This is a genomic window from Nonomuraea sp. NPDC001831 (genome assembly GCF_042892035.1).
Classification (GTDB): Bacteria; Actinomycetota; Actinomycetes; order Streptosporangiales; family Streptosporangiaceae; genus Nonomuraea.
The window spans coordinates 257,489-282,101 of sequence record NZ_JBIATU010000010.1 but is presented as its reverse complement, the minus strand read 5'-3'; the positions used below and the strand labels follow the sequence as shown (position 1 = coordinate 282,101).

General features: G+C 74.2%; 17 protein-coding genes. 6 read left to right on the top strand and 11 right to left on the bottom strand.

Annotation, left to right across the window (positions count from 1 at the left end):
* Positions 1-11 precede the first annotated feature (11 nt).
* The 5 genes from ACFYYW_RS30520 to ACFYYW_RS30500 all read right to left on the bottom strand — a co-directional run bounded on the left by ACFYYW_RS30520 (position 12) and on the right by ACFYYW_RS30500 (position 5,822).
* Positions 12-1,451: an MFS transporter gene (locus ACFYYW_RS30520; RefSeq protein ID WP_387653617.1), complete on the bottom strand. Its 1,440-nt coding sequence runs from the start codon at positions 1,449-1,451 to the stop codon at positions 12-14.
* Positions 1,452-2,248: 797 nt separating this feature from the next.
* Positions 2,249-2,818, bottom strand: a complete 570-nt coding sequence (locus ACFYYW_RS30515) for a DUF4396 domain-containing protein (RefSeq protein ID WP_387653614.1) — start codon at positions 2,816-2,818, stop codon at positions 2,249-2,251.
* Positions 2,819-3,331: 513 nt separating this feature from the next.
* Complete coding sequence (locus ACFYYW_RS30510; RefSeq protein ID WP_387653611.1) at positions 3,332-4,282, bottom strand: M56 family metallopeptidase; 951 nt, start codon at positions 4,280-4,282, stop codon at positions 3,332-3,334.
* Positions 4,279-4,653 carry a BlaI/MecI/CopY family transcriptional regulator gene (locus ACFYYW_RS30505; RefSeq protein WP_352329368.1) on the bottom strand — a complete coding sequence of 125 codons (375 nt, stop codon included), beginning with the start codon at positions 4,651-4,653 and terminating at the stop codon, positions 4,279-4,281. The genes ACFYYW_RS30510 and ACFYYW_RS30505 overlap by 4 nt, the downstream gene beginning before the upstream one ends.
* Positions 4,654-4,679: 26 nt before the next feature.
* Positions 4,680-5,822, bottom strand: a complete 1,143-nt coding sequence (locus ACFYYW_RS30500; protein WP_387653606.1) for an NAD(P)/FAD-dependent oxidoreductase — start codon at positions 5,820-5,822, stop codon at positions 4,680-4,682.
* 150 nt (positions 5,823-5,972) lie between these two features.
* On the opposite strand from ACFYYW_RS30500, the gene ACFYYW_RS30495 reads away from it, so the two are divergent.
* The gene (locus ACFYYW_RS30495) at positions 5,973-6,182 is read left to right on the top strand and encodes a heavy-metal-associated domain-containing protein (RefSeq protein WP_352329364.1); all 210 of its coding nucleotides are present in this window, start codon (positions 5,973-5,975) and stop codon (positions 6,180-6,182) included.
* Between the two features lie 114 nt (positions 6,183-6,296).
* Here ACFYYW_RS30495 and ACFYYW_RS30490 read toward each other — a convergent pair whose 3' ends face one another.
* The 3 genes from ACFYYW_RS30490 to ACFYYW_RS30480 are packed head-to-tail and all read right to left on the bottom strand — an operon-like array spanning position 6,297 to position 13,527.
* On the bottom strand, positions 6,297-9,056 hold the full coding sequence (locus tag ACFYYW_RS30490; RefSeq protein ID WP_387653603.1) for a hypothetical protein: 2,760 nt from the start codon (positions 9,054-9,056) through the stop codon (positions 6,297-6,299).
* Positions 9,053-12,202, bottom strand: a complete 3,150-nt coding sequence (locus ACFYYW_RS30485; RefSeq protein ID WP_387653600.1) for a hypothetical protein — start codon at positions 12,200-12,202, stop codon at positions 9,053-9,055. Before ACFYYW_RS30485 ends, ACFYYW_RS30490 begins: the two co-directional genes overlap by 4 nt.
* Entirely contained in the window at positions 12,199-13,527 is a 1,329-nt protein-coding gene (locus ACFYYW_RS30480) for an SWIM zinc finger family protein (protein ID WP_387653598.1), read from the bottom strand. The genes ACFYYW_RS30485 and ACFYYW_RS30480 overlap by 4 nt, the downstream gene beginning before the upstream one ends.
* Here ACFYYW_RS30480 and ACFYYW_RS30475 point away from each other — a divergent pair.
* Both ACFYYW_RS30475 and ACFYYW_RS30470 read left to right on the top strand, forming a co-directional pair.
* Positions 13,502-13,768 (top strand): hypothetical protein, encoded by a 267-nt coding sequence (locus ACFYYW_RS30475; protein ID WP_387653595.1) that lies wholly within the window; start codon positions 13,502-13,504, stop codon positions 13,766-13,768. The genes ACFYYW_RS30480 and ACFYYW_RS30475 overlap by 26 nt on opposite strands.
* Before the next feature lie 55 nt (positions 13,769-13,823).
* A complete protein-coding gene (locus tag ACFYYW_RS30470; RefSeq protein ID WP_387653592.1) occupies positions 13,824-15,509 on the top strand; it encodes a tetratricopeptide repeat protein in 1,686 nt (561 codons plus the stop codon).
* A 137-nt stretch (positions 15,510-15,646) separates the two neighbouring features.
* Here ACFYYW_RS30470 and ACFYYW_RS30465 read toward each other — a convergent pair whose 3' ends face one another.
* Both ACFYYW_RS30465 and ACFYYW_RS30460 read right to left on the bottom strand, forming a co-directional pair.
* Positions 15,647-17,197 carry an alpha/beta hydrolase gene (locus ACFYYW_RS30465; RefSeq protein WP_387653589.1) on the bottom strand — a complete coding sequence of 517 codons (1,551 nt, stop codon included), beginning with the start codon at positions 17,195-17,197 and terminating at the stop codon, positions 15,647-15,649.
* Positions 17,198-17,384: 187 nt separating this feature from the next.
* Positions 17,385-20,564, bottom strand: coding sequence for an amidohydrolase family protein (locus ACFYYW_RS30460; RefSeq protein ID WP_387653586.1), 3,180 nt, complete (start codon positions 20,562-20,564; stop codon positions 17,385-17,387).
* 306 nt (positions 20,565-20,870) lie between these two features.
* Between ACFYYW_RS30460 and ACFYYW_RS30455 the strand changes: the two genes are divergently transcribed.
* Positions 20,871-21,311 carry a hypothetical protein gene (locus tag ACFYYW_RS30455; protein WP_387653583.1) on the top strand — a complete coding sequence of 147 codons (441 nt, stop codon included), beginning with the start codon at positions 20,871-20,873 and terminating at the stop codon, positions 21,309-21,311.
* A 16-nt stretch (positions 21,312-21,327) separates the two neighbouring features.
* On the opposite strand, the gene ACFYYW_RS30450 is transcribed toward ACFYYW_RS30455, so the two are convergent.
* Positions 21,328-21,999: a TetR/AcrR family transcriptional regulator gene (locus ACFYYW_RS30450; RefSeq protein ID WP_387653580.1), complete on the bottom strand. Its 672-nt coding sequence runs from the start codon at positions 21,997-21,999 to the stop codon at positions 21,328-21,330.
* 266 nt (positions 22,000-22,265) lie between these two features.
* Here ACFYYW_RS30450 and ACFYYW_RS30445 point away from each other — a divergent pair, with 266 nt between their 5' ends.
* Positions 22,266-23,489 carry an oxygenase MpaB family protein gene (locus ACFYYW_RS30445; protein ID WP_387653579.1) on the top strand — a complete coding sequence of 408 codons (1,224 nt, stop codon included), beginning with the start codon at positions 22,266-22,268 and terminating at the stop codon, positions 23,487-23,489.
* Between the two features lie 192 nt (positions 23,490-23,681).
* On the top strand, positions 23,682-24,581 hold the full coding sequence (locus ACFYYW_RS30440) for an aminoglycoside phosphotransferase family protein (protein WP_387653577.1): 900 nt from the start codon (positions 23,682-23,684) through the stop codon (positions 24,579-24,581).
* Positions 24,582-24,613: the final 32 nt, after the last annotated feature.

Genomic DNA, 24,613 nt, shown 5'->3' with positions numbered 1-24,613 from the left:
GAGCGTCGAGGTCAGCCGCGGGTGGCGGCGGTGGTCTCGGCGGTGTCGGCGGCCTCGGCGGGGGCGGCGCCCCGCGAGCGGAGCGTCAGCGCGGCGATCAGGGCGCCGGCGACCGCGATCCCGGCGGCTCCCACGAAGGCCGAGGAGAAGCCGTCGGTCAGCGCGGGCAGGTTCCCGAGCTGGGCGGCGCCGTTGGCGGCGGCGACGGCCGTCATGGCGGCCAGCCCGAGGGCCGAGCCGACCTGGTAGCTGGTGTTGACGATGCCGGAGGCCAGGCCGCCCTCCTCCGGACGGGCCGAGGAGATGGCGGTGCCGAGCGAGGGGATGAAGGCCAGCGACATGCCGAGCGCGGCCACCAGGCTGGCGGGCAGGACGTCGACCGCGAAGCTGCCCTCAGGGCTGATCAGCGACAGCCAGCCCATCCCGACGGCGAGCAGGCCCAGGCCCGCCACCGTGACGGCCTTCGGGCCGAACCGGTTGATGGCGCGCGGCGCCAGGACGATCATGCCGAGCATGATGAGGACGGTCATCGGCACCAGGGCCGCGCCGCTGGGGAAGGCGCTGTAGCCGAGGACCTGCTGCAGGTACAGGTTCAGGAAGAACCACATCGGGATCCAGGCGCCGCCGAGCAGGAGCTGGGTCAGGTTGGCGGCGGCCAGGTTCGGCGTACGGAAGATCGACAGCCTCATCAGCGGCTCGCGACGGCGGGCCTGGATCGCGAGGAAGGCGACGAGCAGCGCGATCGCGGCGGCCAGCACGCCCCAGGTCTGAGCGGAGCCCCAGCCGACCTCGGGCGCCCGGACGATGGCGTAGACGGCCGCGCCCAGCCCGGCGGTGACGGTCAGCGCGCCGAGGATGTCGATGGAGCCGCGCTGGGACTGACCGGCGGGCATCAGCGGACGGGTGGCGAAGAGCGCGACGAGCGCGATCGGGATGTTGATGTAGAAGACCCAGGGCCAGCTCAGGTACTCGGTGATGACGCCGCCGAGGAACACGCCCGCGGTGCCGCCCGCCGGGGCGGCCGCGCCGTACAGGGCGAGTGCCTTGGTGAGCTCCTTGGGGTCGTGGCCGAACAGCATCATCAGCAGGGTCAGCGCGGACGGGGCGATCAGGGCCGCGCCGACGCCCTGGACGGCACGTCCGGTGAGCTCGACCCACACCTCGGGGGCGATGCCGGCGACGAGCGAGCCGGCCAGCAGGATGAGCCAGCCGGCGCCGAACAGCTTGCGTGCGCCGAACAGGTCCGAGAGCCGGCCGCCGAGCAGCAGGAGCCCGCCGAAGGCGACGACGTAGGCGTTGAAGACCCACGACAGGTTCTCCTGCGAGAAGCCGAGGTCTTCCTGGATGCGGGGGAGGGCCACGCCGATGATCGACGTGTCCATGATGACGATGAACTGGGCCGTGGCGATCAGAGCCAGGGCGGTCCATCGCCGGGGGGATGGTGCGGACATGAGCATTCTCCAGCACTACGCCGTACCCCGGTGGGGGATGCGGGCGGGTCTTTTGGGTTCCTCTGAAATACCGGTAGGGGGTATCTGGCGATGAACATACATACACCGGGGGGGTATCTGTCAAGTCCGCGCTCCGGAGATCACCCGGGCCGTGCACCGGGGCGGCGGGTCCGCGTACGTCGCCGAGGCGGCACGACGCCTCGCGGGCGCCGGCATTCCCGCAGTTCGAGCGGCCTGTGCCTCAAGGCGTCGGGGCGTCACGGGGGCAAGGACGCGCATGTGACGCGGGCACGGGGTTGCGATGTGCCGCACTTGCCCGGATGGCGGGGTGTGCGGAGCTGTGGGGGCGGAGGTGCGGGATAGGGGCGCGGCATGGGGGGTGGGGGTATCGCGCGAGGCTGTGCGGGGCCGGTGGGGGCGGCGGGTGGGTGGTGAATGCGCGGGCAGGGCACGCGAAACGGGTGAGAGGGCCGAAGTGTGCGGGGGAGGGGTATGCGTGGCGCGTCGGGGGGCGCGGGGTGTGCGGGCCTTGCGGGCCGGGCCACCGGAGGCGCGGGCTGCACATGGCGGGAGGCGTCGCGCCGGGGGAGCGTCATGTCGCGCGGGAGAAGGACACACCGGGGGCGTCGCGCCGTCTTGGGTCGGCGTCGGGAGCCGGGATGTGCGGTGGTCGGAGAGGCCCGCTCATGAGGGCGGGACAGGGGGGCTGCGAGCGGGCCCGCCTCGCGTCCGGGATTCGTGGGGGATCTCGGAAGGCGGGCGGGTCGGCTCATGTCGTGCCTGGGGGCGGCGTCCGGTCAGTGGCCGTGATGGCCGTGATGGCCCTCGTGGCCCTGGTGGTCGTCGCTGCCCTGGTGGCCGCCGTGGCCCTGGTGGTACTGGTGGATCACGGCGTGGCCCTTGCCGCGGGAGATGAGCCACTTGTTCACCGGCGTCGTCAGCAGGAACGCCACCAGCAGCGACCCGGCCAGCGCCACCCAGAACAGCCAGTTGCCCAGCCCGGCGTCCATGGCGCCCGGCACGGTCACCATCACGGTGTTGTCCAGCACCTCCATCACCGCGATCGAGATGGTGTCGGCGGCCAGCGCCACCTTCAGCGCCGCCTTGAAGTCCACCCCGGCGCGCAGGACGCCGCGCATGGTCAGCGCGTAGCCGAACACGAAGGCCAGCGCCACCGAGATGATCACGGTGGCGAGGTTGGACAGGCCGAGCGCGGTGCCGATCACCATGCCGAGCACTTCGCCGATCGCGCACCCGGTCAGGCAGTGCAGGGTCGCCTGCGCGGCCATGGCCCATGTGGCGGCGGGCGGAGCGGCGTGATGGTGTTCCGGCGAGGAGGAGGGAGGGTGATGTCCACTATGGTCCATGGTGATACTCCTTAGGAGGGGTGACCGATTTTTAGGGGTATGGGGTATGCCGGTAAAGAGGGAGGTGAGCCTCTTGTCGGCGGCATGTGGGCGAAGAGAGGTCCGAGGACCGGCTTCACGCGAGCGACCAGGCTACTATGACGTATAGTAGACATAAAGGCGTGCCCCCACCGTCCGTCCGCCTCGGGAACAGCCCGGCCGCCCCCGTTCGGGCGGGCATGAACAGGCGGGGACACGGCGGCGCGGTGTGGCCTCGCCGGACCGTGCCCTGTGGCTCCATGGAGATCCGGCCCGGCCCCGCGCGCTGAGTGCGGGGTGGCGGCCGGCATCGTCGCTCGGCACGCCGCTGCCGGCCGGGCCGGGGGCTATCGCGGCGACGAGGCTCTGCATGGAGAAGGCGGCCACCGTCGCGGCCATGGCGGTGCGACTGGTCGCGGGGGCCGTGGGGCACTGGACGCGCTGGGAGATCGCCTGACGCCGTCCGGCCGCCTGGCTACTAGCGGCGGTAGTAGGTCAGAGCGACAGCAGCGAGTGGCAGTGGTGGGCCAGGAACGAGCCGACCCCCGGCGCCAGCGCCACCGCCGCGGGCCCGCCGAGCAGCGCGCTGACCGCCAGCAGCCCGGTCAGCCGTTCGCGGCGGCCGAGCGGCTGCTCGGGGCCGAGCAGCCGGCGTACGCGGCTGAGCGCCGTCTCCCCGCCCGCCCCGAGCGTGAACGCCGGCGCGCGCCCGGTGGCCAGGCTCACCAGCGCCGCGGCGATCTGGGCGCGCGGGTGACGGCGGGCCGCGACGTCGTCGGCGAGCAGCTCGACCAGCCGGGCGATCTCGGTCCTGGCCCGCTCGAACAGCGGCACCCCGGGAAACGCCCGGACCAGGGCCTCGGCTCCCGCCAGCACCAGATGATGACGGCCGCGCAGGTGCGCCCGCTCGTGCTCCAGCACGGCGGCGATCTGCTCCGGCGTCAGGGCCCGCAACGCGCTCGTGGTGATGACGGTCTGCGCCCGCCGGCCCGGCACGCAGTACGCCAGCCGTTCGTCGTAGTCGATCACCACCACGCCCAGCTCGGCGTCGCGCCGTCCGAGCAGCCGCAACATGGCGGTGTGCCGGCGACGTTCCACGGCGGCCCGCACCAGCACCGTCCCGCCGCACCAGAGCACCCTGGCGAGCACCGCGCCGGCCGCCAGCATGGCCGCGAACCCCACCCGCGACACGCTGGAGCCGTCGCCCAGCATGTCGGCGCACGCCTCGAACAACCCCGCCAGCCCGTGGCCCACGATCTCGGCCGGCACGGCGAAGGCCAGCGCGGCGAGCACCGCCGAGGCGACCACGGACGCCGCCCCCGCCTGCCACAGCGCGATCGCCAGCCGCGGCGCCCGGTCGGCCCACTTCGCGGCCCGCTGCCCCGGCACGGGCAGCCAGACGGCCGCCACCACGGTGTAACAGGCCAGCACGACGGCGGCGATCATGCGGGACGGCCCCGCTGCGGGTAGACCTGAAGGGCCGCCTCCAGCGCCGCGGCCTCCTCGGGGGTGAGCCGTTCGAGGAAGTGCACGAGGGTGGCGGCCTGGTTGCCGCTGCCCGCGAGCGCGCGGCGCATCAGGTCGGCGGTGTAGGCCTCCTTGGAGGCGACCGGTTCGTAGACGTAGGCGCGGCCGACGGCCGCGCGCCGGAGCATGCCCTTGGTGTGCAGCTTGTCCATCACGGTCATCACCGTGGTGTAGGCGATGGTCCGCCGCTGCTTGAGGTCTTCGAAGACGTCGCGGACCGAGGCGGGACGCCGCCTGGCCCACATCCAGTCCATGATCGTGGATTCGAGCTCGCCAAGGCCACGCATCATGCCGGTCATGCTACCCGCGGTCGTAGTCAGAGCGCCTCGCCCGCGGCGATGGACCGCTTGAGCCTGATCAGGTCCTTCGGCGCGTTGACGGCGACCGCGCCGACCAGCACGCCGTCGCGGGCGAAGGCCACGGCGAAGCGGTCCTCGTCCGGGTGGCCGGCGACGATGCGCGCCTCGTCGGCCAGGTGGGGCAGCCCGGCCGTCTGGATGCGGGCGCCGTGCACGTGGGTGGCGAAGTTGGGCACGTCCGCGAACGGCTGCGCCTCGTCGGGCCCGGCCAGCAGGTTGCGGGCGGCCACCGCGCCCTGCTCGTTGGCGTTGGACCAGTGCTCGACGCGGATCAGGGCGTCGCCGTACAGGCGGTGCGGCCAGCGGGCCACGTCGCCCGCCGCGACGACGTTCACCGAGCCGGTGGCGTACAGCGTCGGCTCGCACAGCACGCCGTCGTCCACGGCCAGGCCGCTGCCCGCCAGCCATTCGGTGTTGGGCGTCACGCCCATGCCGCCCACGACCAGGTCGGCGGACAGGACGCGGCCGTCGTCGAGCCGCACCTGCCCGCCGGTCACCTCGGTGACGCGGACACCGGTGACGAGTTCGACGCCGTTGCGCTCGTGGTGCCCGGCCAGCCAGCGCGCCGCCGCCGCGCCGAGGCCCGCGTGCATGGGGTGCGGGCCGGAGTCGACCAGGGTGACCTTGCGGCCGAGCTGCCTGGCCGTGGTCGCCACCTCGCCGCCGATGAACCCGCCGCCGATGACCAGCACGTGCTCGTGGCCGGAGTCCAGCTCGGCGCGCAGGGCCAGGGCGTCCTCAAGGGTGCGCAGGGTGTGCACGCCGTCGAGCCGCCTGGGACGGGCGCCGCTCGCGACGACCAGGCCGTCGTAGCCGAGCTCGGCGCCGTCGTCGAGGACGACCGTGCGGCTCCTGGCGTCCAGGCGTACCGCCTGCCTGCCGCGCAGCCAGTCGTCGCCGAGCTCCTCCGCGCCGGGGAGCGTGACGTCCTCGTCGCCGCGCAGGACGCTCTTGGACAGCGGCGGCCGGTTGTACGGCGCGTGCGCCTCGGCGCCGACCAGCGTGAGCTCGCCGTCGAAGCCCTCCCGGCGCAGGGTCTGGACGGCCCGCAGCCCCGCCAGCGAGGCGCCGACCACAACGATCTTGTCAAGAGTTCTCATGCGGGGCAACGATACCGGTAGGGGGTATGGCCGAGGCAATGTGACGCGCGTCTCACATACCCCTCCTCCGTATGGCTTGCCTTTCCTGAAGATCGGGCGTACGTTCTCTTCCGACATACCCGGCCGGGGTATCACGAGAGGAGCGAGGCGATGAGCACGAAGACCTACACGGTGTCCGGAATGACCTGCGGCGGCTGCGCGGGCACCGTCAAGACCGAGATCGGCAAGGTCGCCGGGGTCTCCTCGGTCGACGTCGAGCTGGCCACGGGGCAGGTGACCGTCACCTCCACCGACGCCCTCGACGACGCGAAGATCAGGGACGTCGTCGAAGAGGCGGGCTACGAGCTGGTGGCCGGCTGAGCAGGCGGGACCACCGAAGCGGCGCCGGGCCGACCCCGGCGCCGCTTCGGCCTGTCCGGGGCTGATCCCGCCGCCGGTTCGGCTCGGGCGGCGGGATCGGCGCCGGGCTCCGGCTCAGGGCTCCCGGGTCAGCGCCTGGTGCAGGCCCCGGCAGGCCCGGGTGAGCGAGGTCGAGCCGCGTCTGTCCGCGTGGGCGGCCACCTCCGGGATCGCGCCGCGCGCGCCGGCCCACATGGCGACGTCCGTGGCCAGCACGACGGCGTCGGTGTGCGCACGCCGGGCCCGCTCGCCCCCGCGCGGGAGGAAGACGGCCAGGAAGTGGCGCAGGATCGTCCACGCCTCGGCGTGCGCGCCCTGCCGGGCGGCCAGTTCCAGTGACGGCAGGGCGAGGTCGGCCCGCGCGCCGCCGCGGCGGCTCAGCATGCCCAGCGCACGGCCCGTCTCAGCGGCGGGCAGCGCGCCCTTGGCCGCCAGTTCGAGCAGCGGGGGCACCGCGTCGTCGCCCTCCGCGGTGAGCAGGAAGGCCAGGACCAGGGCCGTGGCCGGGCCGGACTCGCCTCCGGCCAGCGCCAGGCCGCGCAGGTCGTCGATGCCGGGCGGGACCGCGTAGTCGAGCAGGCAGAGCGCCAGATGGGCCGCCGCGAGCTCCCGGTGGTGCGGCGTCATGCGCGGCCAGAAGTCACGTGACCCGCGCCGGAAGCGGCCCCTCCCGGAGGGCGCGGCCAGCAGGGCGTCGACGCGGGCCAGGCCGGTGGGCTCGGCAGGCGGCCAGCTCACGGCGGCGATCCCGCGCCGGTCGAGGACCTGCTCATGGGACGCCGAGCCGAGCTCGGGGCTCCAGGTCACCTCGACCCGCGGGGGCGGCGGCGCGCCGCGCCCGAGCCGGCGGGCCACCGCGGCGGCGGCCTGCGAGGCGATGCCCTGCGCCCGTCCGGCCAGGTCGGGGGCCGGTTCGGGCGGCAGCCGCAGCAGGGCCTGGGCCAGGTCGAACGGCAGCGGTTCGCGGCCGGAGCGCGCGCACCCGGCCAGGCGGGTGAGCAGCGTCTCGGGGTCGAGGTGGCCGTCGGCGCGGGTGGGCGTGGCCAGCAGGACCGGGGGCAGGGCTCCGGCCTTCGCGGCGCGCAGCAGCTCGTCGAGGCGGGACAGCAGGAAGGCGTGAGGGCCGGCGCATACCTCCGGGCGGGGGAGCCGGTCCCACTCGGCGGGCGCCGGCCGGGCGCCGGGGTCGTAGAGATCGGTCTCGACGTCGTCCGTCCGCAGCAGCTTCTCCTGCACGTCGTCGGGCAGATCGTGCAGCGGGAGCATCGTGCGCAGGCCGGGGAGCAGGCGGAAGGCCGTGGCCGCGAGGTTCACCATGCCGTCGTACAGGGCCTGCCCGACGTCGCCGGGCGTGCTCCGGTACGGCGTCCACTCCCGCGGCGGACGCGAGCCGGGCGGCCCCGGATCCTCGCCCGGGTTGACCAGCTCCCTGGCCAGCGCGGTGCACCAGTCGCGCGGCGACTCCCACACCGGCATGTCGTAGAGCACCGGCCGCAGCTCCTCGCCGAACCGCCGGGCCAGCGTCTCCCGCAGGGAACCGGGGTTCGCGTGGGCCTCCCGGACGACCGCCGCCAGCCACGCCTCGACGGCGATCCAGTCCACCTCCGCCGGCGGACCGGCCTCCGGGCTGCGGACCGGGAACGGGCCCGGCACGGTGGCCGCGGGCAGCAGGCCAGGGGTGAAGTCGCCGGTCCGGCCCGCGCCGAAGCGCTCGTGCAGCCGCCGGGCCGAGGCCGGGGGCAGCAGCTCGGCCCCCTCCAGGAGCGCTGCGGGGTCGGTGAGGTGACCGGCGTACTTGAGGGTGAGGGCGACCGCGCGGTCGCGCACCTCGTGGGAGGCGTGCCCGTACGCGTTGCTCAGCGCCGCGACGTGGTCGTTGACCCGTTCCGGCTGGGGGCCGAGGGCGCGGTCGAGCCAGGTCAGGCCCTTCACCGCGAGCCCGGCCTCCGGGCGGAAGGTCATCGACTCGACGGCCTCGGCGACGTCCGCCGGGTCGAGCCGGGCCCCGCGCACCTGCCGCCAGGCCAGCTCGGCCACCGGGCCCGGCGCGGTGGCCAGCAGCCGCAGGTAGTCGCGCAGCCGTCCGGCCGACTCCGCCGGCGTGGGCGCCACGAGCGTGTGCAGCCGGACGAAGAAGCGCAGGTCACGCGTGTCGCCGCCGAGCAGGAAACGGCGCACGCAGCCCGCGATGACCTGCTCGCGCGGCAGCGCGCGGCCGGCCAGGGCCAGCCAGTGGGACGGCTCGGGGGTGAGCTTCTCCTCGGCCAGCGCCCGGCCCGCGCCGGGCGCCTCGAAGATCCGCGGAAGCAGGTGGGGCGTCAGCGGGTCGTCGGCCACGGCCGGCGCCGACAACCAGGCCGCCACCAGCGGCTCGTGGTCGGGCGGGGGGACCGGGCCGTCGCGCAGCAGCGCCAGAGCCAGCGGCACGGCCCGGTCGTCGGGACGGCGGACGCGGCGCGCGAGCCGGGCCGCCAGCTCGGCCCGCCAGGCCGCCGGCCGGCCGGAGACCGCTCTGACCAGCCGGTGCGGGCTCGGCACGCCGGACGTTCCCGGATCGAGGTCGCGCTTCATCAGCCAGGTGGCCGCGCCGGCCGGGCCGGGAACGGTCGCCGCGCCCACCATCATCAGCGCCTCGGCGGGACCGGTGAGCTGGTCGAAGGCGTCCCAGCGGGCGGCGAGCAGCCGCGGGCGCAGCTCGGCGAGCAGGCCCGGCAGCTCGGCGGCGACGGCGGCCCGCTCGGCGCCGGTGAGGTCCGGCAACCGCGCCGCCAGCCGTTCGGCGTCACAGGCGAGCACGAGGCGCCTGATCTCGGCGCGGACGTCGTCGGCGGTCATGACGTGGCTCCGGTCAGCTGGGCGTGGAGGCGGCGGCAGGCGTGGGCGAAGCGGGTCGTCCGGCGGCTGCCCGCGAACTCGGCGACGACCGGGATCTCCCCGCGCGCGCCGGTCCAGAGCGCCACGTCGGTGGCGAAGGCGACGAGCCGGGTGTGGCTCACGGTGACCCGCCGCCCCTCGCCGGGCAACATCACGGGCAGCAGGGCCCGCATGACGCGCCACACCTCGTGGTGGCCGCCGGCCTCGGCCAGCCGGGTCAGGGCCGCGATGGCGGGGGTGGTCTCCTGCCAGGTGCGGCGCAGCACCAGCGCGAGCCGGCGGCCGATCTCCTCGGCGGGCAGCTCGCCCCTGGCGGCCAGGCGCAGGGCCAGCGGGATCATGCCGGGCACGCCGCCGGCCAGGAGGAAGGCGAGGATCAGCGCCGTGGACTCGCCCATCGGCCCCTGGGCGAGCTCCAGGCGGGTGATCTCGGCCGGAGCGGTCCAGGCGCCCCAGTGGTGGCCGTGCAGCAGGTAGGGCAGGAAGTTGACGGCCACCACCTCGCGGTGCGAGGGCAGGACGGCGGGCCACGCCCCCAGCGTGTGGCCGGACTCGCCGCCCGCCCGCTCGGCCGGTTCGCGCAGCACCACCTCGTCGATCAGCCGATGGCCGGTCGGGGCCGTCACCCGCAGCACGGGCCGCAGCCTGACCTCGGTGAAGTGCTCCGGCTCGCCGTCGCCGAACTCGACCATGGACGCGTGGACCATGTGCCGCCACACGTGGCCGCACTCGGGGTCGGCCATGCCGTCACCGGCGAGCCAGCGGGCGGCCGACCGCGCCGCCTCCGACTCGACCTTGGCAGCTCGCTCGGCAGCCGCCGGATGGCGGCCCCGCGGCAGCCGCAGCAGCGCCTGCGCCAGGTCGGCGGGGAGCGGTTCCACCCCGGCGGCGGCGCACGTCTCCAGCCGGCCGACCAGCACGTCGGGGTCGAGGTGGCCGCTCGTCCAGGTCGGGGTGGCCAGCAGCACCGGCGGGAGGGCGTTCGTGCGCAGGGCCGCGGCCAGCTCCGCGTAGCGGTGCAGCAGGAAGTCGTGGAGCGGGGCGACCCGGCCGAGGCGGGGCAGGCGGTTGCGCCGCCGCCACTCGTCCTGCTCGGACAGCGCCTGCGGCAGGTACGAACGCCGCCGCGGCGGCACGAACACGACGGTCACCTGCGCGAGCGGCTCGTCCGGGCCCGGCGGGGGCACCGGTTCCCCCAGCCGCATCGCCGCGATCCGCACGGGATCCACGCCGAGCGCGGTCATCTCGTCGTAGGCGCGGTCGAGGAGGTGGTACGGCATGACCTCCACGGAGTCGTCGTACCGGACGCCGGGCCTCTTCCGCACCGGACGGGGATCATCGGGTTCGTTCAGCCTGATCCGGCCTCCGGCGAAGGGGATCTCCCGGTCGCCCTCCCGGGCCACCGCCTTGGCGGGACCTTCGTCGCTGGTCCAGGTGATGGAGAAGACGCGCAGCGGGGCGTCGTCGTCGAGGAAGCGGCCGGGCCGGTAGCCGCCCACCGTGATCCGCCCGGTCGGCGGCTCCTGGTCGGACTCCTGTCCGCGGGTGACGGCGCGCACCCCCATGGAGTGGGCGGCGCGGTCCCAGAACCTCTCCGGCTGGATCGGCGGGAGCTCTGGCACGCTGCCGGGGGTGACGAGCTCGGCGGCCAGCGCCGTCCGCCAGTCGCCGGGGTCGAGGCACACGTCCCTGAGCCGCCAGTGGCCATGGGCCTGCGCGACGTGGGCCTGCTCGACGTGGGGCGCGAGCCTGCGGCGCAGCTCAGCCCGGTCGTCGGCGACGCCGGTGACGAAGGCCGCCAGCCAGCGCTCCTCGTCGATCCAGGGCTCGTGCCCGTCCGGGAAGATCGACGGCTCGGGGAAGGGCAGCGCCTGCGCGGGCTCGGGCAGCGGCGGGAACTCCTTGGGCTCCAGCAGCTCCTCGACCGGGGTCTCCCCGCCGAACCGCTCGGCCAGCCTCGCGCCCAGATCGGCGGGGAGCTCGCGGACGGCGTCGAGGATCGCCTCGGCGTGCTCGGTGAGCAGGCCGGCGTGTTTGAGCGTCAGCTCGACCGCCCGGTTGCGCACGTCGAAGGACGTGTGCCCGTACGCCGTGGTCAGCGCGGCGACGAAGTCGGCGGCGGTCTCCGGCGTGGCCCGGATCGCCTGGTCGAGCCAGCGCAGCCCGGTGGCGGCGAGCTTGGCCTCGGCCCGGAAGGTGAGCGCGTCGACCGCCTCGACCAGGTCGGCGTGGTCGAGCGGCATCGCGGCGCGCACCCGCGCGGCGGCCGACTCGGCGACCGTGCCGGGCGCCGACGGCAACAACCGCAGGTAGTCGCGCAGACGGGCGGCCGACTCCGCGGGCGTGGGATCGAGCAGCGTGTGCAGCCGGACGAAGAACCGCAGGTCCTGCTGCTCGCCGCCACGCAGGAACCGGCTCACGCAACCGTCTAGGGCCTGCTCCCTGGGTGTCTTGCGGGCGACGGCGGCCAGCCAGCGGGAGGGCCGGGGCTGCAGCGACTCCTCCCGCAGGACGCGGCCGGCGCCGTCGGCGTCGAAGATCCGGGGCAGCAGCACGGGGGCCAGCGGGTCGTCGGGCACGGTCGGCAGGAACAGCCAGGCGGCCACCAGCGGGTCGTGGTCGGGCGGCACCGCGCCGGACCGGCGCAGCAGCTCCAGGGCCAGCGGCGCGATGCGGTCGGCGGGACGGCGCACCCGCCGGGCCAGCCGCACCGCGACGTCCCGGCGCCATTCCGGCGGACGGGCGGCCGCCACCCGGCACACCTGGTCGACCCTGATGGCCGGCCCCCAGCGGCGGTTGACGTCGCGGCCGGTCATCCACGTCACCGCGGCGGCCGGGCCGGTGATGAGTCCGACCCCGGCCACCAGCAGTGCCCTGGCCATGCCGGTGAGCAGCTTGTCGACCTCCCAGGAGACCATCTCCCCGAAGTCGTCGGGGTGCTCGGCGCGCACCTGCTCGGTGCGGACCCGGCGCAGCTCCTTGACCAGGCCGGGCAGCTGCCCGGCCAGCTCGGCGCGCTCCTGCTCGGTGAGCGTGACCAGCAGGTCGGCCAGGCGGCCGGACTCGTTGCGGACGACGAGGTCGCGGATCTCCGTCCAGCGGGTCATCGGGAGACCTCCACGGCGGCGCGGGCGACGATCCGGGCGGCCAGCACGTGCTTGCACGGGCCGCGGGAGCCGCGGTGGTCCCACCACCACTCGCAGGTGCAGGAGCCGTCGGCCAGCGAGACCTGACGCGTGCCGCCCGAGGTGCGGACGGTGGCCGACTCGCCGTCGAGCCGCACGGCGCCCGCCTCGACGAGCCTGCGCGCCTTGGCCAGCCGCGGGTTGAGCACGGTCACGTTGTCCTTGTCGTAGGGCAGCTCGCGGTGGAAGTGGGCGGCCTCGGCCAGGTCGTAGCCGACCCGGCCGGCGACGCCGAGCTGCGTCAGCGCGGCCCGCACCCGGTCGGCGGGGATGCCGGCGCGGTCGGCCAGCAGGCCGATCTCGACCTCGGGCTCGAAGTTGAGCAGCATGCCGACCAGGTCGGCGTCGTTCTCGGCCGCGTCGGTGGCCAGGTCGTCGAGCACCGCGCCCTCGCCGGAGAAGCCGCGCCAGCGCTCGGGCGAGAGAGTGAGCGTGTAGCGCATGCCCGGCAGCTCCAGCTCCCAGGCGCTGGAGGCGGCGTCGGACGGGCCGTACACCCGCAGGGCCTTGGCGAAGCGGAGCAGCGGCAGCAGGGTGGCCAGCCGGTTGGGCCCGGCGAGCTGGACGGACCCGGGAGCCGGGCGGTCGGAGACCTTCAGGTCGCGCCCCGCCTGCGCCACCCACACCGTGCCCCTCCTGGGCAGCCCGCGCAGGAAGCGCACCGCCGCCATGCCGGCCAGCTCGCCGCGCTGGTCCATGCCCGAGGCGATGACCTGCACCTCGGCGAAGCCGCGCAGCCAGCGCTCGGGCAGCGGCACCTTCTTCTCCACCACCGCGCCGTCCGTCGTGGTCACCACCAGCTCGTCGAGGCCCACTCCCAGGTGCAGCGGGTCGCGCGCGCCGATGCGCGCCAGCGCCTCCCGCAGCGGGGCGTTCACGTCGACGTTGGTGGTGCCCCGGTCGAAGACCTCGCCGTCGAGCGCGCCCTGCAGCAGGTCGAGCCGGGCGTACACGCCGCCGCAGGCCGAGAACGACTCGAAGCGCAGGCGGTCGCCGTTGCACGTCACCACCGGGTCGCGCACCCAGCCGGGCCGCTCCTGCGGCTGGTGGTAGCGGGCCAGCGCCACGTCGGCGACGCCGAGCAGGGCCGCCGCGGCGGGGGCGGCCTGGGTCACCACGCCGCTGAAGAAGCGGGGGGCCACGGCGGGGCCGGACAGGGCACGGCCGCCGGAGGTCGCGAGCCCGAGGCGACCGTCGATGAGGGAGGAGGGCGCGGCGTACGTGTACGCCTGCGTCGCTGAAGTCATGGCCGGGACGATAGATCGCGCCACCGACAAGATCTCCGCTGCGCGTTCCGCCGGTTTTGAGGCCAGATCATGTTTGATTCCGGATGGTCTACTCATTTCGGACAAGCCGGTTTATGCTCTGGGCATCTCGAAGTGGATCACTCCCCAGGAGGCGCCCATGAAGAAGATGACCATCCGCCGCAAGAGCACGCAGCGCCTGATGTCCGGGGCCCGCCGGCTCTGGATCGAGTGGTGCTGGTAGGTGCCGAGACGGCGGGCGCTCTCGGGTGCCCGCCCCTGCGGCTCCCGGTGCGGCCGTGAACCGCTACGACTGCCATCGCGGCCACGGGCCCTACGCCGGGGTCGCCGGATTCCTCGCCACGATCGCCGCCGACCGTCCCCGCCTGGCCGCCCGCCATCGGGTCGAGCTGTACGCGATCGCCCCCTGGCTCGACCGCACGGCGCGGCCGGCCGTCGAGGAGGAGCCGATCCGGTTCCACCCCGCCCGCCGCACCGCCTGCCTGGCGTACGGCGCCGCCGAGTTCGCCGCCGCCTGGGCCGGCAGCCTCCGCCGCCCGGTCACCGTCACCTTCGACCACGTCGCGAACGCCGACGAGACCACCGCCGAACTGCTGGACACCCTGGTCCCGCGGACCGCCGCCACCCCGCTTCACCTGGACCTGCGTGCCGACGGCCCAGCCGAGCCGCCGCCGCTCCCCACGGACCCGGACGCCGTCCGCGCCGCACTCGGCGACGGGCTGGCCCGCGGCTTCTACCACCACGCGGCCCGCGTCGCCGCCCACGGACGCACCCTCGTCACCCCGGACGGCGACCTGCGGCAGTGGTGGGCCTGCACCACCGGCCTGGCCACCGCCCTGGCGGCGCTGGAGCGCGCCGAGGAGGCGCTCGCTCTCTACGACGAGGCCCGCGCCGCCACCGATGACCCGAAGATCAACATGTCCGCCGCGTACGCCACCGCCATGTTGTACGCCCGCCACCTCCCGGCCGCCCGCCAGGACCCCGCGCAGGCGCGGCACTGGCTGGAACAGGCGCTCGACCTGGCGCGGAGCGTGGACGACCCGCGCCAGCAGGTGATCTCCACCGTCTTCTACGAGCAGGGCCTGGCGTTGCTGGACGCCAGGGCGGGCGCACCCGGCCAGGCGCTGCGGCTGGTCGACGACGGCCTGGCCAGGCTGACCGCGGTGCTCGCGCCGGGCGAGCACCCGCAGCACCTGGCCCGCCTGCGGCACAACCGCGCCCAGGTGCACCTGGCGCTCGGCGACCCGGAGCGGGCCCTGGCCGACCTGGACAGTGTGATCGCCCACGATCCGGACAACAGCGAGTACTACGTGGACCGGGCCGCCCTGCACCGGGCGGCCGGTCGCGTCCAGGCGGCGATCAAGGACTACGGCACCGCCATCAGCCTGGGGCCGCACCTGCCCGAGGCCTACTACAACCGCGCCGTGCTGCACCTGGAACGCGGCCGCCACGACCGGGCCCGCGAGGACCTGGAGCACGCGCTCGCCATCGACCCCGGCCACCTGGACGCCCGGATCGCCCTGGTCAACGCCCACCTGGAGCGCGGCGCGCTCGACGCCGCCGAACGGGAGGCGCTGGCCGGCCTCGCGCTGGCCCCCAAGGATCCCGCGCTGTTGTGCACGCTCGGCCTGATCCGCTCCGAGCGCGGCGAACCGGCCGAAGACCTGTTCACCCAGGCTCTGGAGGGCGACGAGACGCTGGTCGAGGCGTGGACCAACCGCGCCGCCGTCCGCTTCGAACGCGGTGAGGTGACCGCCGCCGTGGCCGACCTGGACCGGGCGGTGGCCCTGTCGGCCGCGCCCGAGCCGCGCTACAACCGGGGCACCGCGCTGGCCCGGCTCGGCCGCTGGGAGGAGGCGGCCCGCGACTTCACCGACGCGCTCGCCCAGCCCGGCCTGGACCGGGCGCTCCGCCGCGACCTGCGCGCCGAGCTGGCCCGCTGCCGGCGCGCCCGCCCAGGCTGACCCGCGCCGGCTGACCCGCGCCGGCTGGCCCGCGCCGGCTGGCCCGCGCCGGCTGACCGCGCCGGCTGACCGCGCCGGCTGACCCGCAACGGCTGACCCCCGTCGGGGTCAGCCCGCCGATCGATGCGCGGCCGGGGTCACCCCCGGCCGGTCCTGTCACAGGTGGTGTCCTCGCCGGGCAGGACGCCGTCCACCAGGTACCGGGTGACGGTGGCGTCCACGCAGGCGTCGCCCGCGGCGAGGTAGGCGCCGTGGCGGAAGGCGCCGCGCAGGGTGACCATGCGCGAGCCGCTCAGCGCCCGGTGCATGGACCGCTGGCCGGCGAAGGGCGTGACGGGGTCGCCGTCGGCCCCGACGACCAGCAGCGGGACGTCGTTGCCGAGCCCGGTGGGCGCCTCCACCGGCGCGGCCGGCCAGAACGAGCAGGGGCCGAGGTTGCGGGTCATCGGCCCGAACAGCGGCTCGTCCGCGCGGTGGGCCTGGATGTCGCGGTAGTACGACTCCAGGTCGCGGGAGGCGGCCCGGTCCGCGCAGAGGATCGGGGTGCCCGCCCGGTCCTCGGCCGGCCCGGACCCGGTGAACAGGCCGTCGAGGGTCTCCTTCAGCGACGCCGGGACGGTGACCGCCTCGCCGCGGGCGGCGCCGGCCAGCGTCCGCACCTCCGCGGCGAAGCCGGCGTACGCCTTGGCGCTGTCGTCGTAGAGGCGGACGAACAGCAGGTAGGGGACGTGGTGGGCGTCGATCCGGTACCCGCCGACGCGCAGCGGACGACGGGACGCGGCCCGGTTCACCCGCTCCACGGTGGCCAGGACGTCGGCCTCGGTGGCGCCCAGCCCGTACTCGGAGTCGCGGGCGGCGGCCCAGGAGGCCCAGTGCCTCAGCGCGGCGTCGATCGCCGGGCCGTTCGCGGACAGCAGGTCGGGGCCGTAGACGTCCGGGTCCACCGCGCTGTCCAGCACGAACCGGTCGGCGCGGCCGCCGAACAACTGCGTGTAGACGGCGCCCAGGTAGGTGCCGTAGGAGTAGCCGAGGTAGGACAATCTGGGCTCGCCGAGCGCGGCGCGGATGACGTCCATGTCGCGGGCGGTGTTGCGGGTGGAGGCGTGCGGCAGCAGGTCACGGTTGCCCTGGACGCATCCGGCGGCCAGCTCCTGCATGAGCGTGGCGCTCTCGCCGAACGTGCGGCGGGTCGGGCCGGCCGACCTGGTGGGGGTGTCGGTCGTCCACCGGCAGCGGATCGGCGTGCTGCGGCCGACGAAGCGCGGATCCATCCCGATCAGGTCGTAGCGGGCCGCGACGGCGGGCATGAGCCTGCCGAGCAGCGGCCGTTGCAGCCCGCTTCCGCCCGGCCCGCCGGGATTGATCAGCAGGACGCCCCGGCGCGCGCCGGGATCGGCCGCCTTGATCCGTGAGATCGCCACCGACACGGTCCGCCCCCGGGGCCTGCGGTAGTCCAGCGGGACGGTCACCTCGGCGCACTGGGCGCCCGCCGCGTCCAGAGCCGCGCCGGCGTCGTCGCCAGGACCGGTCGCGCAACGGTGCCAGGCGAGCGCCTGACGGTGGAACCTCGCCAGGGCGTCGGTCCCGTTGTCGCGCCTGACGTCCGCCGACGCCTGTCCGGTGACCGCCATCCCCGCCAGCAGGGTCGCGCTCGCGGCGACGGCTGTGACGATCTTTCGTGCACGCACAGAAAGCCCCCTTTTCTGATGATGTCGGCACCGACGCTAGGGGGCCGTGCGATTGATCTTGATCGGCCGAACGGCCGACCGGGATCGGCCGTACGGACATTCCGGCGTCCTGACCCGGACGGCCTGGCCCGCAGCAGGTACGCCTCTCCCGCGACACCCGCGCCGGGCCGCCGCGCGCGGGGCTCGGTCAGTGGCCGTCGCAGCAGGCGGTGCGGGCTTCGTCGAGGTGGGCGGGGTCGTTCCACCAGTGGCCCGCCGTGCTCGGATGGACGGGGACGCGGGCCTTGACCCGGCCGGCGGGCGCCGCCCGGCCGGCGGCAGCGGTGGCGGTAGTGGTCGTGGCGGACGGGTAGGGCGCGAGCAGCTGCTCGACGGTGTGGTGCCTGCCGCCGACGACGACGGCGGTGACGTTGGCCGCGTCCTCGATGCGGGACAGCGGGTCGCCGTCGACGATGGCCAGGTCGGCGTACATGCCCTCGGCGATCCGGCCCAGCGGGAGGCCCAGGTAGGCCCCGGACGTGCTGGTCGCGGAGGTGAGCGTCTCGCGCGGGGTCAGGCCGTACCGGACCATGGCCCGCAGGTTCATGTGCAGGCTGAGCCCGAGGTGGTCGATCGGCGCGTCGGTGCCGGCGGTGACCACGCCGCCGCCGCGGATCATCGCCTTGAGCTGCGCGACCTGGTTGGCCAGGTTCGTCCGGACCACCTGGACCGTCGCCGGGTCGGCGGTCTGCGCCGCGGTGACCGTCGCCCGCAGCGCGGCCGTCCGCCAGTTCGGGTAGAGCCGGCGCACCCGTTCGTCGGTGACCAGCGAGGTGTCCTCCCGGTACAGGGACGAGGAGTTGAACAGGGTGGGGGTCCTGGCCATCTTCGAGGCGTTGAACATGGAGATGACGTCGGAGTAGCCCGAGCCGACGTTCGTGACGGTGCGCGAGTAGCCGAACCGGTTGGTGGCGCCGACGTGCTCGGTCTGGTCGCCGCCCATGGCGATCGCCGGGTAGTGGTAGTGCGAGCTGACCGGTTTGCCCTGGCGGTGGGCCCAGTCGATGACCTCCCGGTGCCAGACGACCGGCAGCCGCACGTAACACTTGAGCAGGTCGTAGTCGAGGGCGGCGGCCCGCCGCAGTTCGAGCCGCAGCTGCTCGTGCGAGTACGTCGGGCGCATGAAGTTGTAGTAGATGCGCGCCCCGTCGATGGCCTCGCCGGTGCCCAGGTAGCGCGGCGCGAGCCGGGCGCCCGACTGCACCGACTCCCGCTCCTCGACCATGTGGTACGCGGGCGAGCCCGGCGAGCGGGTGGTGGTGACGCCCAGGGCCAGCCACAGCGGACCCTGCCGCGACCCGTAGGCGTAGCCCTGCATCTCGCGGTGGTGGTGGATGTCGATCAGGCCGGGCATGACGAACCTGTCGCGGGCGTCGATCAGGTCGCCGGGCCGTCCGTCCCGGTGCGGCTCGATCGCGGCGATGCGCTGGCCCCGCACGACGATGTCGACGTCACGGACGACGTGGCCGGAGACGCCGTCCCACATGCGGCCCGCGTGGATGACGACCTGGTCGGGGCCGGGGTCGTTGCGCCAGGTCAGCCGCACCGGGACCGGCCGGGCGGGCTTCCCGTCGAGGCTCGCCCGCTTCAGCCGGCCCTCGTTCAGGTAGAGCAGGGTGGCCGAGTCGCCGGCCCAGACGGGGGCGTCGGACACCTCGCGGGTGACCTGACGGGCCGCCCCGGTGGGCCGTCCGGACGGGTCGACGGGCAGCACCCACAGGACCGACTCCATGGCGAAGGCGAGCATCGTGCCGTCGGGCGACCAGACGGGGCCGTCGTCGCCACGGGTCTGCAGGGAGCGGTGGGGCGCGGGGTCGACGTACGTGCCGGCGCCGGTGGCCCGGTCCACGAGCAGGATCTTGGACAGCCCCTCCCGGTAGCGCCGCGAGTACGGCACCACCGCGGCCATCGCCAGCGTCCTGCCGTCGGGGGACCAGGTCGGGCGGCCCGGCTCGAAGGTCGCGTCGTAGATCTTCTGGCGGTCGCCGGTGGAGACCTCCACGACCCACAGGGCGCCGTCCTGGTCCAGGTAGGCGATCTCGCTGCCGTCCGGTGACCAGCGGACCGACAGGGCGGCGGAGTCGGTCAGCCGGGTCACCTGCCGGTCGGCGCCGGTGTCCAGCTCCCGGACCCAGACGTTGAGCGTGCCGGTGCGGTCGGTGACGAATGCCAGCCGCCGCCCGTCGGGGGAGAAATCCGGGTCGGCTTTCCACCAGCGGTCCCGGAAAAGCGGTTCGGGGGTGCCGCCGGCGCGCATCAGATAGATGTCGTTGAGCGCGCGGAAGGCGATGGCGGAGCCGTCCGGTGAAACGGCCGGGCTGCCGATTCCGACGACCGGGAATGAGCTCGGCTCGTCGAATACCCGGGCTTTTTTCCGGTACTTCGGAGTGGTCGTCGTCAGCGCGGCGGTGAATCCGACCGTGCCGACGGCGGAGGAGCCGAGACGGCGGACCTTGATGGCGCCCGCGGAGGTGTAGTAATAGCGTCCGTCCGCGGCGAAGCGGGCGCGGAACGGGAACACCTCCTCGCCGGTGACGAGCGCGCCCGCGGTGCCGGCCAGGTCGTTGGCGCCCGAGTGGAAGTGGTGGTACGCGAGGTCGACGCCGTTCGGCAGCCAGGACGGCTGGTGGACGACCTGCCCGGCGGGCACCGTGACCGCGGTGTCGCGCCGGCCGGTGGCGACCTCGACGACGTCGATCCTGGTGTCGGCGACGACGAAGGCGATCTTGCTTCCGTCGGGCGACCAGGCCGGCTCGTACTCCTCGGCGGAGCCGTCGGTCAGCACGCGGCTCGCTCCGGTGGCGACGTCGAGCAGGTGGATGCCGTAGCTGCCGCCCGCGTCGGAGGAGTAGGCGATGGTGCGGCCGTCCGGGCTGTAGCGGGGCTCGCGGTGGTCGTACGGGCCGCTGGTCAGCTTCCTGATCGCGGATCCGTCGGGCCGGATCGTCCACAGGTCGAAGACGCCGTCGCGGTACGACTGGAACACGATCGTCCTGCCGTCGGGGGACCAGTCGGGCTGGGCGATGTCGTACAGGTCGCTGGTGAGCCTGCGGGCGGCGCCGCCGGAGGCCGAGCAGACCCACAGGACGCCGAGCAGGTCGAGGGCGAGCAGGCGGCCGTCGGGCGAGGGCGCGACGGCGAAGTCGGTGCCGGAGGTGACGGCCGTCCGGCCGGCGTCCCGCGCCACGCGGGCCCGCGCCGGCGCCGCCGGGGCCAGCGCGGCGGCGAGCGCGGCGCCGCCACCCGCCAGGACGGCCCGCCGGGACGGCCCTGACCTCGATCCGGACGGGGCGGCGGAGACGTCGGAGTGAACGGGGGCGTGAGACATCGCGAATTTCCATTCCACTGTTCAGGTGGTTCGGCGAAAGGCTGAACGTGACGACGCGCGATTCATGGTCCCAGACGAATTGTCTGATCGCCTCGGAGTTCATCTGATCGGCCAACATTGTGTGGCTGGAATATGCCTTCAGGAAAGTAGATATGTCGGTCAAAAGAATAAGTCAAGAGGGACGGGCGGGACGGGATCGCCGGCAGAAGTGGGGCCAGCCCCACCCACCCGTACGGCCAGCCCCATGTTCCGGCCCGGTGGGTGCTTCCTAAGCTCGCTGCCACAACGACACGGAGGAGACAGACCATGACGAACCCCGGCGACCTGACGACCGCGACGACGGCCCTCGGCGACGCCCGTGCCCAGGAGGCCCTCGCCACGGTGAGGAAGTGCGTCACGCTCTTCGGGGTCGTCGGTGTCATCGTGCTCGGCGTGGTCGCGGTGATGGCGTTCACCGGCGGCGAGGCGTCCTCCTTCATGTGGGTCCGGGGGGTCGTGCTGGTCGCGATGGCTCCGCTGCTCCACCGGATGACCGTCCGCGCCGCGGAGGGGTCGTACAAGGCGTTCGACCGGGTGCGCACCCTGTCCACCGTCGTGCCGATCGCGATCATCGGCGTGGATTTGATCCCCGGCCTCTGCCCGGCCTGGTACGCCGTGCTCCAGGGCCTGTCGGCACTGGCCCTGGCCGGCGTCGCCTTCGTCACCCGCGGCGCGGCGCTGCGCGCCGCCTTCCCCGGCGGGAAGTGAGGCCCGGGCCCGCGCGTCAGGCGGGCGGCTGGAGCATGGGCACGAGGAAGCGCCTGGCCACCTCGGCGAGTTGCCCGTCGTCGTCGAGGTCGATGACGGCGCTGGGGATGGCCAGGAAGGAGGTGGAGATGCGCACCATCATCTCCGCCACGAGGTCGGCGTCGAGGCCGTCGGACACGTTGCCCGCGCGTTGCTCCCGGCGGAGCTGGCCGGCGACGAACTGCCGCACCGTGGCGAGCGTCTGGCCGCCGTCGGTCATCAGGGACGGCACGAGCTGGTCGGGCTCGGTGGCGATGAGACCGCCGATCAGCGGGTTGCCGCGGATGGCCCGCAACGAGCTGACGAAGCCGAGGACCACCCGGTCGGCCGGCGTGCGGGCCTGCTCGATGTCGATGAGGAACTGGTCGAAGTAACGGCGGAACTCCCGGCGCACCACATGCTCGACCAGCGTGTCCTTGCTGTCGAAGCGCCGGTAGACGGTGATCCGCGACACCTTCGCCAGGCGCGCGACGTCTTCCATGGTGGAGCGCCTGATGCCCATCCGGCAGAACTGCTCGTAGGCCGCGTCGAGGATGCGCGCCCGCAGCTCGTCGGGGTCGCCGACGCGTTCGACGGCGTCGACGAAGGCGCGCTCCAGCAACGACGCCGAGCCCGACGGCGCCATGAAGCCGGACAGCACGGATTCCACGCTCACCTCCTGGATCGATTCTGCCTCAGGGGCGGGTCTTGTGATGTCCATCACAACGTGCTCTCATGATGATACACAGACTCATGGTTTGTTTCTCAGTATCACCCACTTCTCGGCTCCGGACGAGAAGGAGGAAGCGGCGTGGGAGAACTCAGCAGGCGTGATTCCGGCGACGGCGACGGCACGCGCTCCCTGTTCGGTGGATCTCCGGCGAGCCGATCGAGACTGCCCTGAGCGGGACCCCCCATCTCGAAGGAGTGCAGAGCATGGCAGAGCTGAGCAGGCGCGAGATCCTGATCTCGGGCACCGCCCTCGGAGCCCTCGGCGCGCTGGGGATCACCTCCCCGGCCCAGGCCAAGACGCTCGCCGACGGCTGGGAGTGGCCGGCCGGCGGCTCGGTCGCGGGCTCCGGCACCGGCGCCGACCCCCGCTGGGTGTGGGACGACGTCGCCGACCCGCTCCTCGCCTCGCTGTTCGACCGCGGGGTCATCCCCGAGGTCAACCGGCTCCTCCACGACTGGAACCGCAACGACCAGCCGCTGCCCGCCGGGCTGCCGGCCGACCTGCGGGCCTTCATCGAGCAGGCGCGTCAGCTCCCGTCCTGGGCCGACCAGGCCAAGCTGGACGCCGCGTCGCGGTTCCACGCGCTCAAGGGCAACTACATCGTCGTGCTCACCATCGTCGGGGCCGGCATGCTGGCCACCGCCATCCCCAAGGAGGCCCGCGCGGTCTACTACTCCGCGGGCGGCGCCGACCTGAAGGACCGGGTCGCCAAGACGAACGTCCTGGCGTACGCGGTCAGGCCCCAGAACGCCTGGGGGCCCGGCGGCACGGCCGTGGTCGAGGCCGTCAAGACCCGGCTGGTGCACGCGGCCGTGCGACACCTGCTCAAGTCGTCCCCCCACTGGCCGGGGCCCATCCCGATCAGCCAGGAGGACATGCTCGTCACGTGGCACACCCTGGCCACCTACTCCATGCGCGGGATGCGCGAGTGGAAGGTGCGCATCTCCGCCGCCGAGTCCGCGGCGTACCTGCACTCGTTGCAGCTGCTGGCGCACATGCTCGGCATCAGGGACGAGTTCATCCCCGCCACCTGGGACACCTCCTACGCCCAGTCGGACATCGTCCTGCCCAGGAACATGGGGCCGACGCCGGAGGGCGTGGAGCTGAACGACATCCTGCGCGACATGCTCGCGGAGCTGACCAGCCCGGGCAGCATCGACAAGCCGCTCGTCAACGCGTTCTCCAGGTACCTCACCGGCAACCAGGCGGCCGACTGGAACGGCATCCCGCGCGAGCCGCTGTGGGACCCGGTCGTCAAGACCGCCTGGCCGCTGCTGGTGGCGTTCAGGGAGGGGGTGATCGGGCTGCCGCTGGTGCCGGCCGCGGCCTGGCTGCTCGACGAGATGATCAAGAAGTGGACCACGTTCTACCTGACCAAGGGCGCGCAGACCAAGATCGTGATCCCGACCGGCAACCGCCCCGGCTGACCCCGGCGGCTCCGATCTGCGAACGCGCGGGCGACACCCGTGGGGCAGGGCCCCTTGCCCCACGGGTGTCGCCGGCTCGCGCCTCGCGCCGGGTGGCGCGCCTTCGATAATCGGGTCGACAGGCGGGCTCGCGGTGCACTGTGATGGTCCGGCCGCCCGCCGCACGGAGCGGGCCCGTCGCTGGAGTCGTCCTTGGCAGTCCCGGGAGTCGCGCCCGTCCGCCCCACGATCGACGCCGCCCTGGTCAGGAGGCTGGTCGACACGCAGTTCCCGCAGTGGGCCGCGTTGCCGCTGCGGCTGCTCGACCCGGCGGGCTCCGACCACGTGATCTACCGGCTGGGCGAGGAGCTGTCCGTCCGGCTGCCCCGCCACGCCGACGCCGTCGGGCAGGCGGACAAGGAACACGAGTGGCTGCCCAGGCTCGCGCCGCGGTTGCCGCTGGCCGTACCGGTGCCGGTGGAAGTGGGCGAGCCGGGCTTCGGCTATCCGTGGCGGTGGGCGGTGTCCCGCTGGCTGGAGGGGGAGGTGGCCACCGTCGAGGCGCTGGCCGGCTCGTCCGTGGCCGCCGAGGGGCTGGCGGAGTTCCTGGTCGCCCTGCAGCGGTTCGCGCCCGAGTGCGTCCCGTCGCTGAAGGACCGTCCCGACCTCGCCGGGCAGCCGCTCGCGGGCCGGGATCGCGCGACGCGGGCCGCCATCGCGGCGCTCGGCGGCGTGTTCGACGGCGCCGCCATGACCAGGCTGTGGGACGCGGCCATGAGCGCCCCCGGCTGGGACCGCGCCCCGGTCTGGTTCCACGGCGACTTCCACACCGGCAACGTGCTGACCGTCGAGGGCCGCGTCAGCGCGGTCATCGACTTCGGCGGGCTCGGCATCGGCGATCCGGCCGCCGACCTGATGATCGCCTTCACCCTGATGTCGGCCGGCAGCCGGGCCGCCTTCCGCGCCGCGCTCGGCGTGGACGAGGCCACCTGGACCAGGGGCCGCGGCTGGGCCCTGGCCACCGGCCTGAACGCCTACACCACGTACGCCGCCGTCAGCCCGAGGGTCGCCGCGCAGACCACCCGCCAGATCACCCAGGCCCTCGCCGGCTAGACCGGTGCTGCCCGGAAAGCTCTGATCACACC

What these genes read in the sequence shown, in the direction of transcription:
- ACFYYW_RS30455 (WP_387653583.1), top strand. Translation starts at nt 20,871, where the DNA reads ATGACGAACCCCGGCGACCTGACGACCGCGACGACGGCCCTCGGCGAC.
- ACFYYW_RS30490 (WP_387653603.1), bottom strand. Translation starts at nt 9,056, where the DNA reads ATGACCGCCGACGACGTCCGCGCCGAGATCAGGCGCCTCGTGCTCGCC.
- ACFYYW_RS30515 (WP_387653614.1), bottom strand. Translation starts at nt 2,818, where the DNA reads ATGGACCATAGTGGACATCACCCTCCCTCCTCCTCGCCGGAACACCAT.
- ACFYYW_RS30445 (WP_387653579.1), top strand. Translation starts at nt 22,266, where the DNA reads ATGGCAGAGCTGAGCAGGCGCGAGATCCTGATCTCGGGCACCGCCCTC.
- ACFYYW_RS30480 (WP_387653598.1), bottom strand. Translation starts at nt 13,527, where the DNA reads ATGACTTCAGCGACGCAGGCGTACACGTACGCCGCGCCCTCCTCCCTC.
- ACFYYW_RS30500 (WP_387653606.1), bottom strand. Translation starts at nt 5,822, where the DNA reads ATGAGAACTCTTGACAAGATCGTTGTGGTCGGCGCCTCGCTGGCGGGG.
- ACFYYW_RS30460 (WP_387653586.1), bottom strand. Translation starts at nt 20,564, where the DNA reads ATGTCTCACGCCCCCGTTCACTCCGACGTCTCCGCCGCCCCGTCCGGA.
- ACFYYW_RS30520 (WP_387653617.1), bottom strand. Translation starts at nt 1,451, where the DNA reads ATGTCCGCACCATCCCCCCGGCGATGGACCGCCCTGGCTCTGATCGCC.
- ACFYYW_RS30505 (WP_352329368.1), bottom strand. Translation starts at nt 4,653, where the DNA reads ATGATGCGTGGCCTTGGCGAGCTCGAATCCACGATCATGGACTGGATG.
- ACFYYW_RS30495 (WP_352329364.1), top strand. Translation starts at nt 5,973, where the DNA reads ATGAGCACGAAGACCTACACGGTGTCCGGAATGACCTGCGGCGGCTGC.
- ACFYYW_RS30485 (WP_387653600.1), bottom strand. Translation starts at nt 12,202, where the DNA reads ATGACCCGCTGGACGGAGATCCGCGACCTCGTCGTCCGCAACGAGTCC.
- ACFYYW_RS30510 (WP_387653611.1), bottom strand. Translation starts at nt 4,282, where the DNA reads ATGATCGCCGCCGTCGTGCTGGCCTGTTACACCGTGGTGGCGGCCGTC.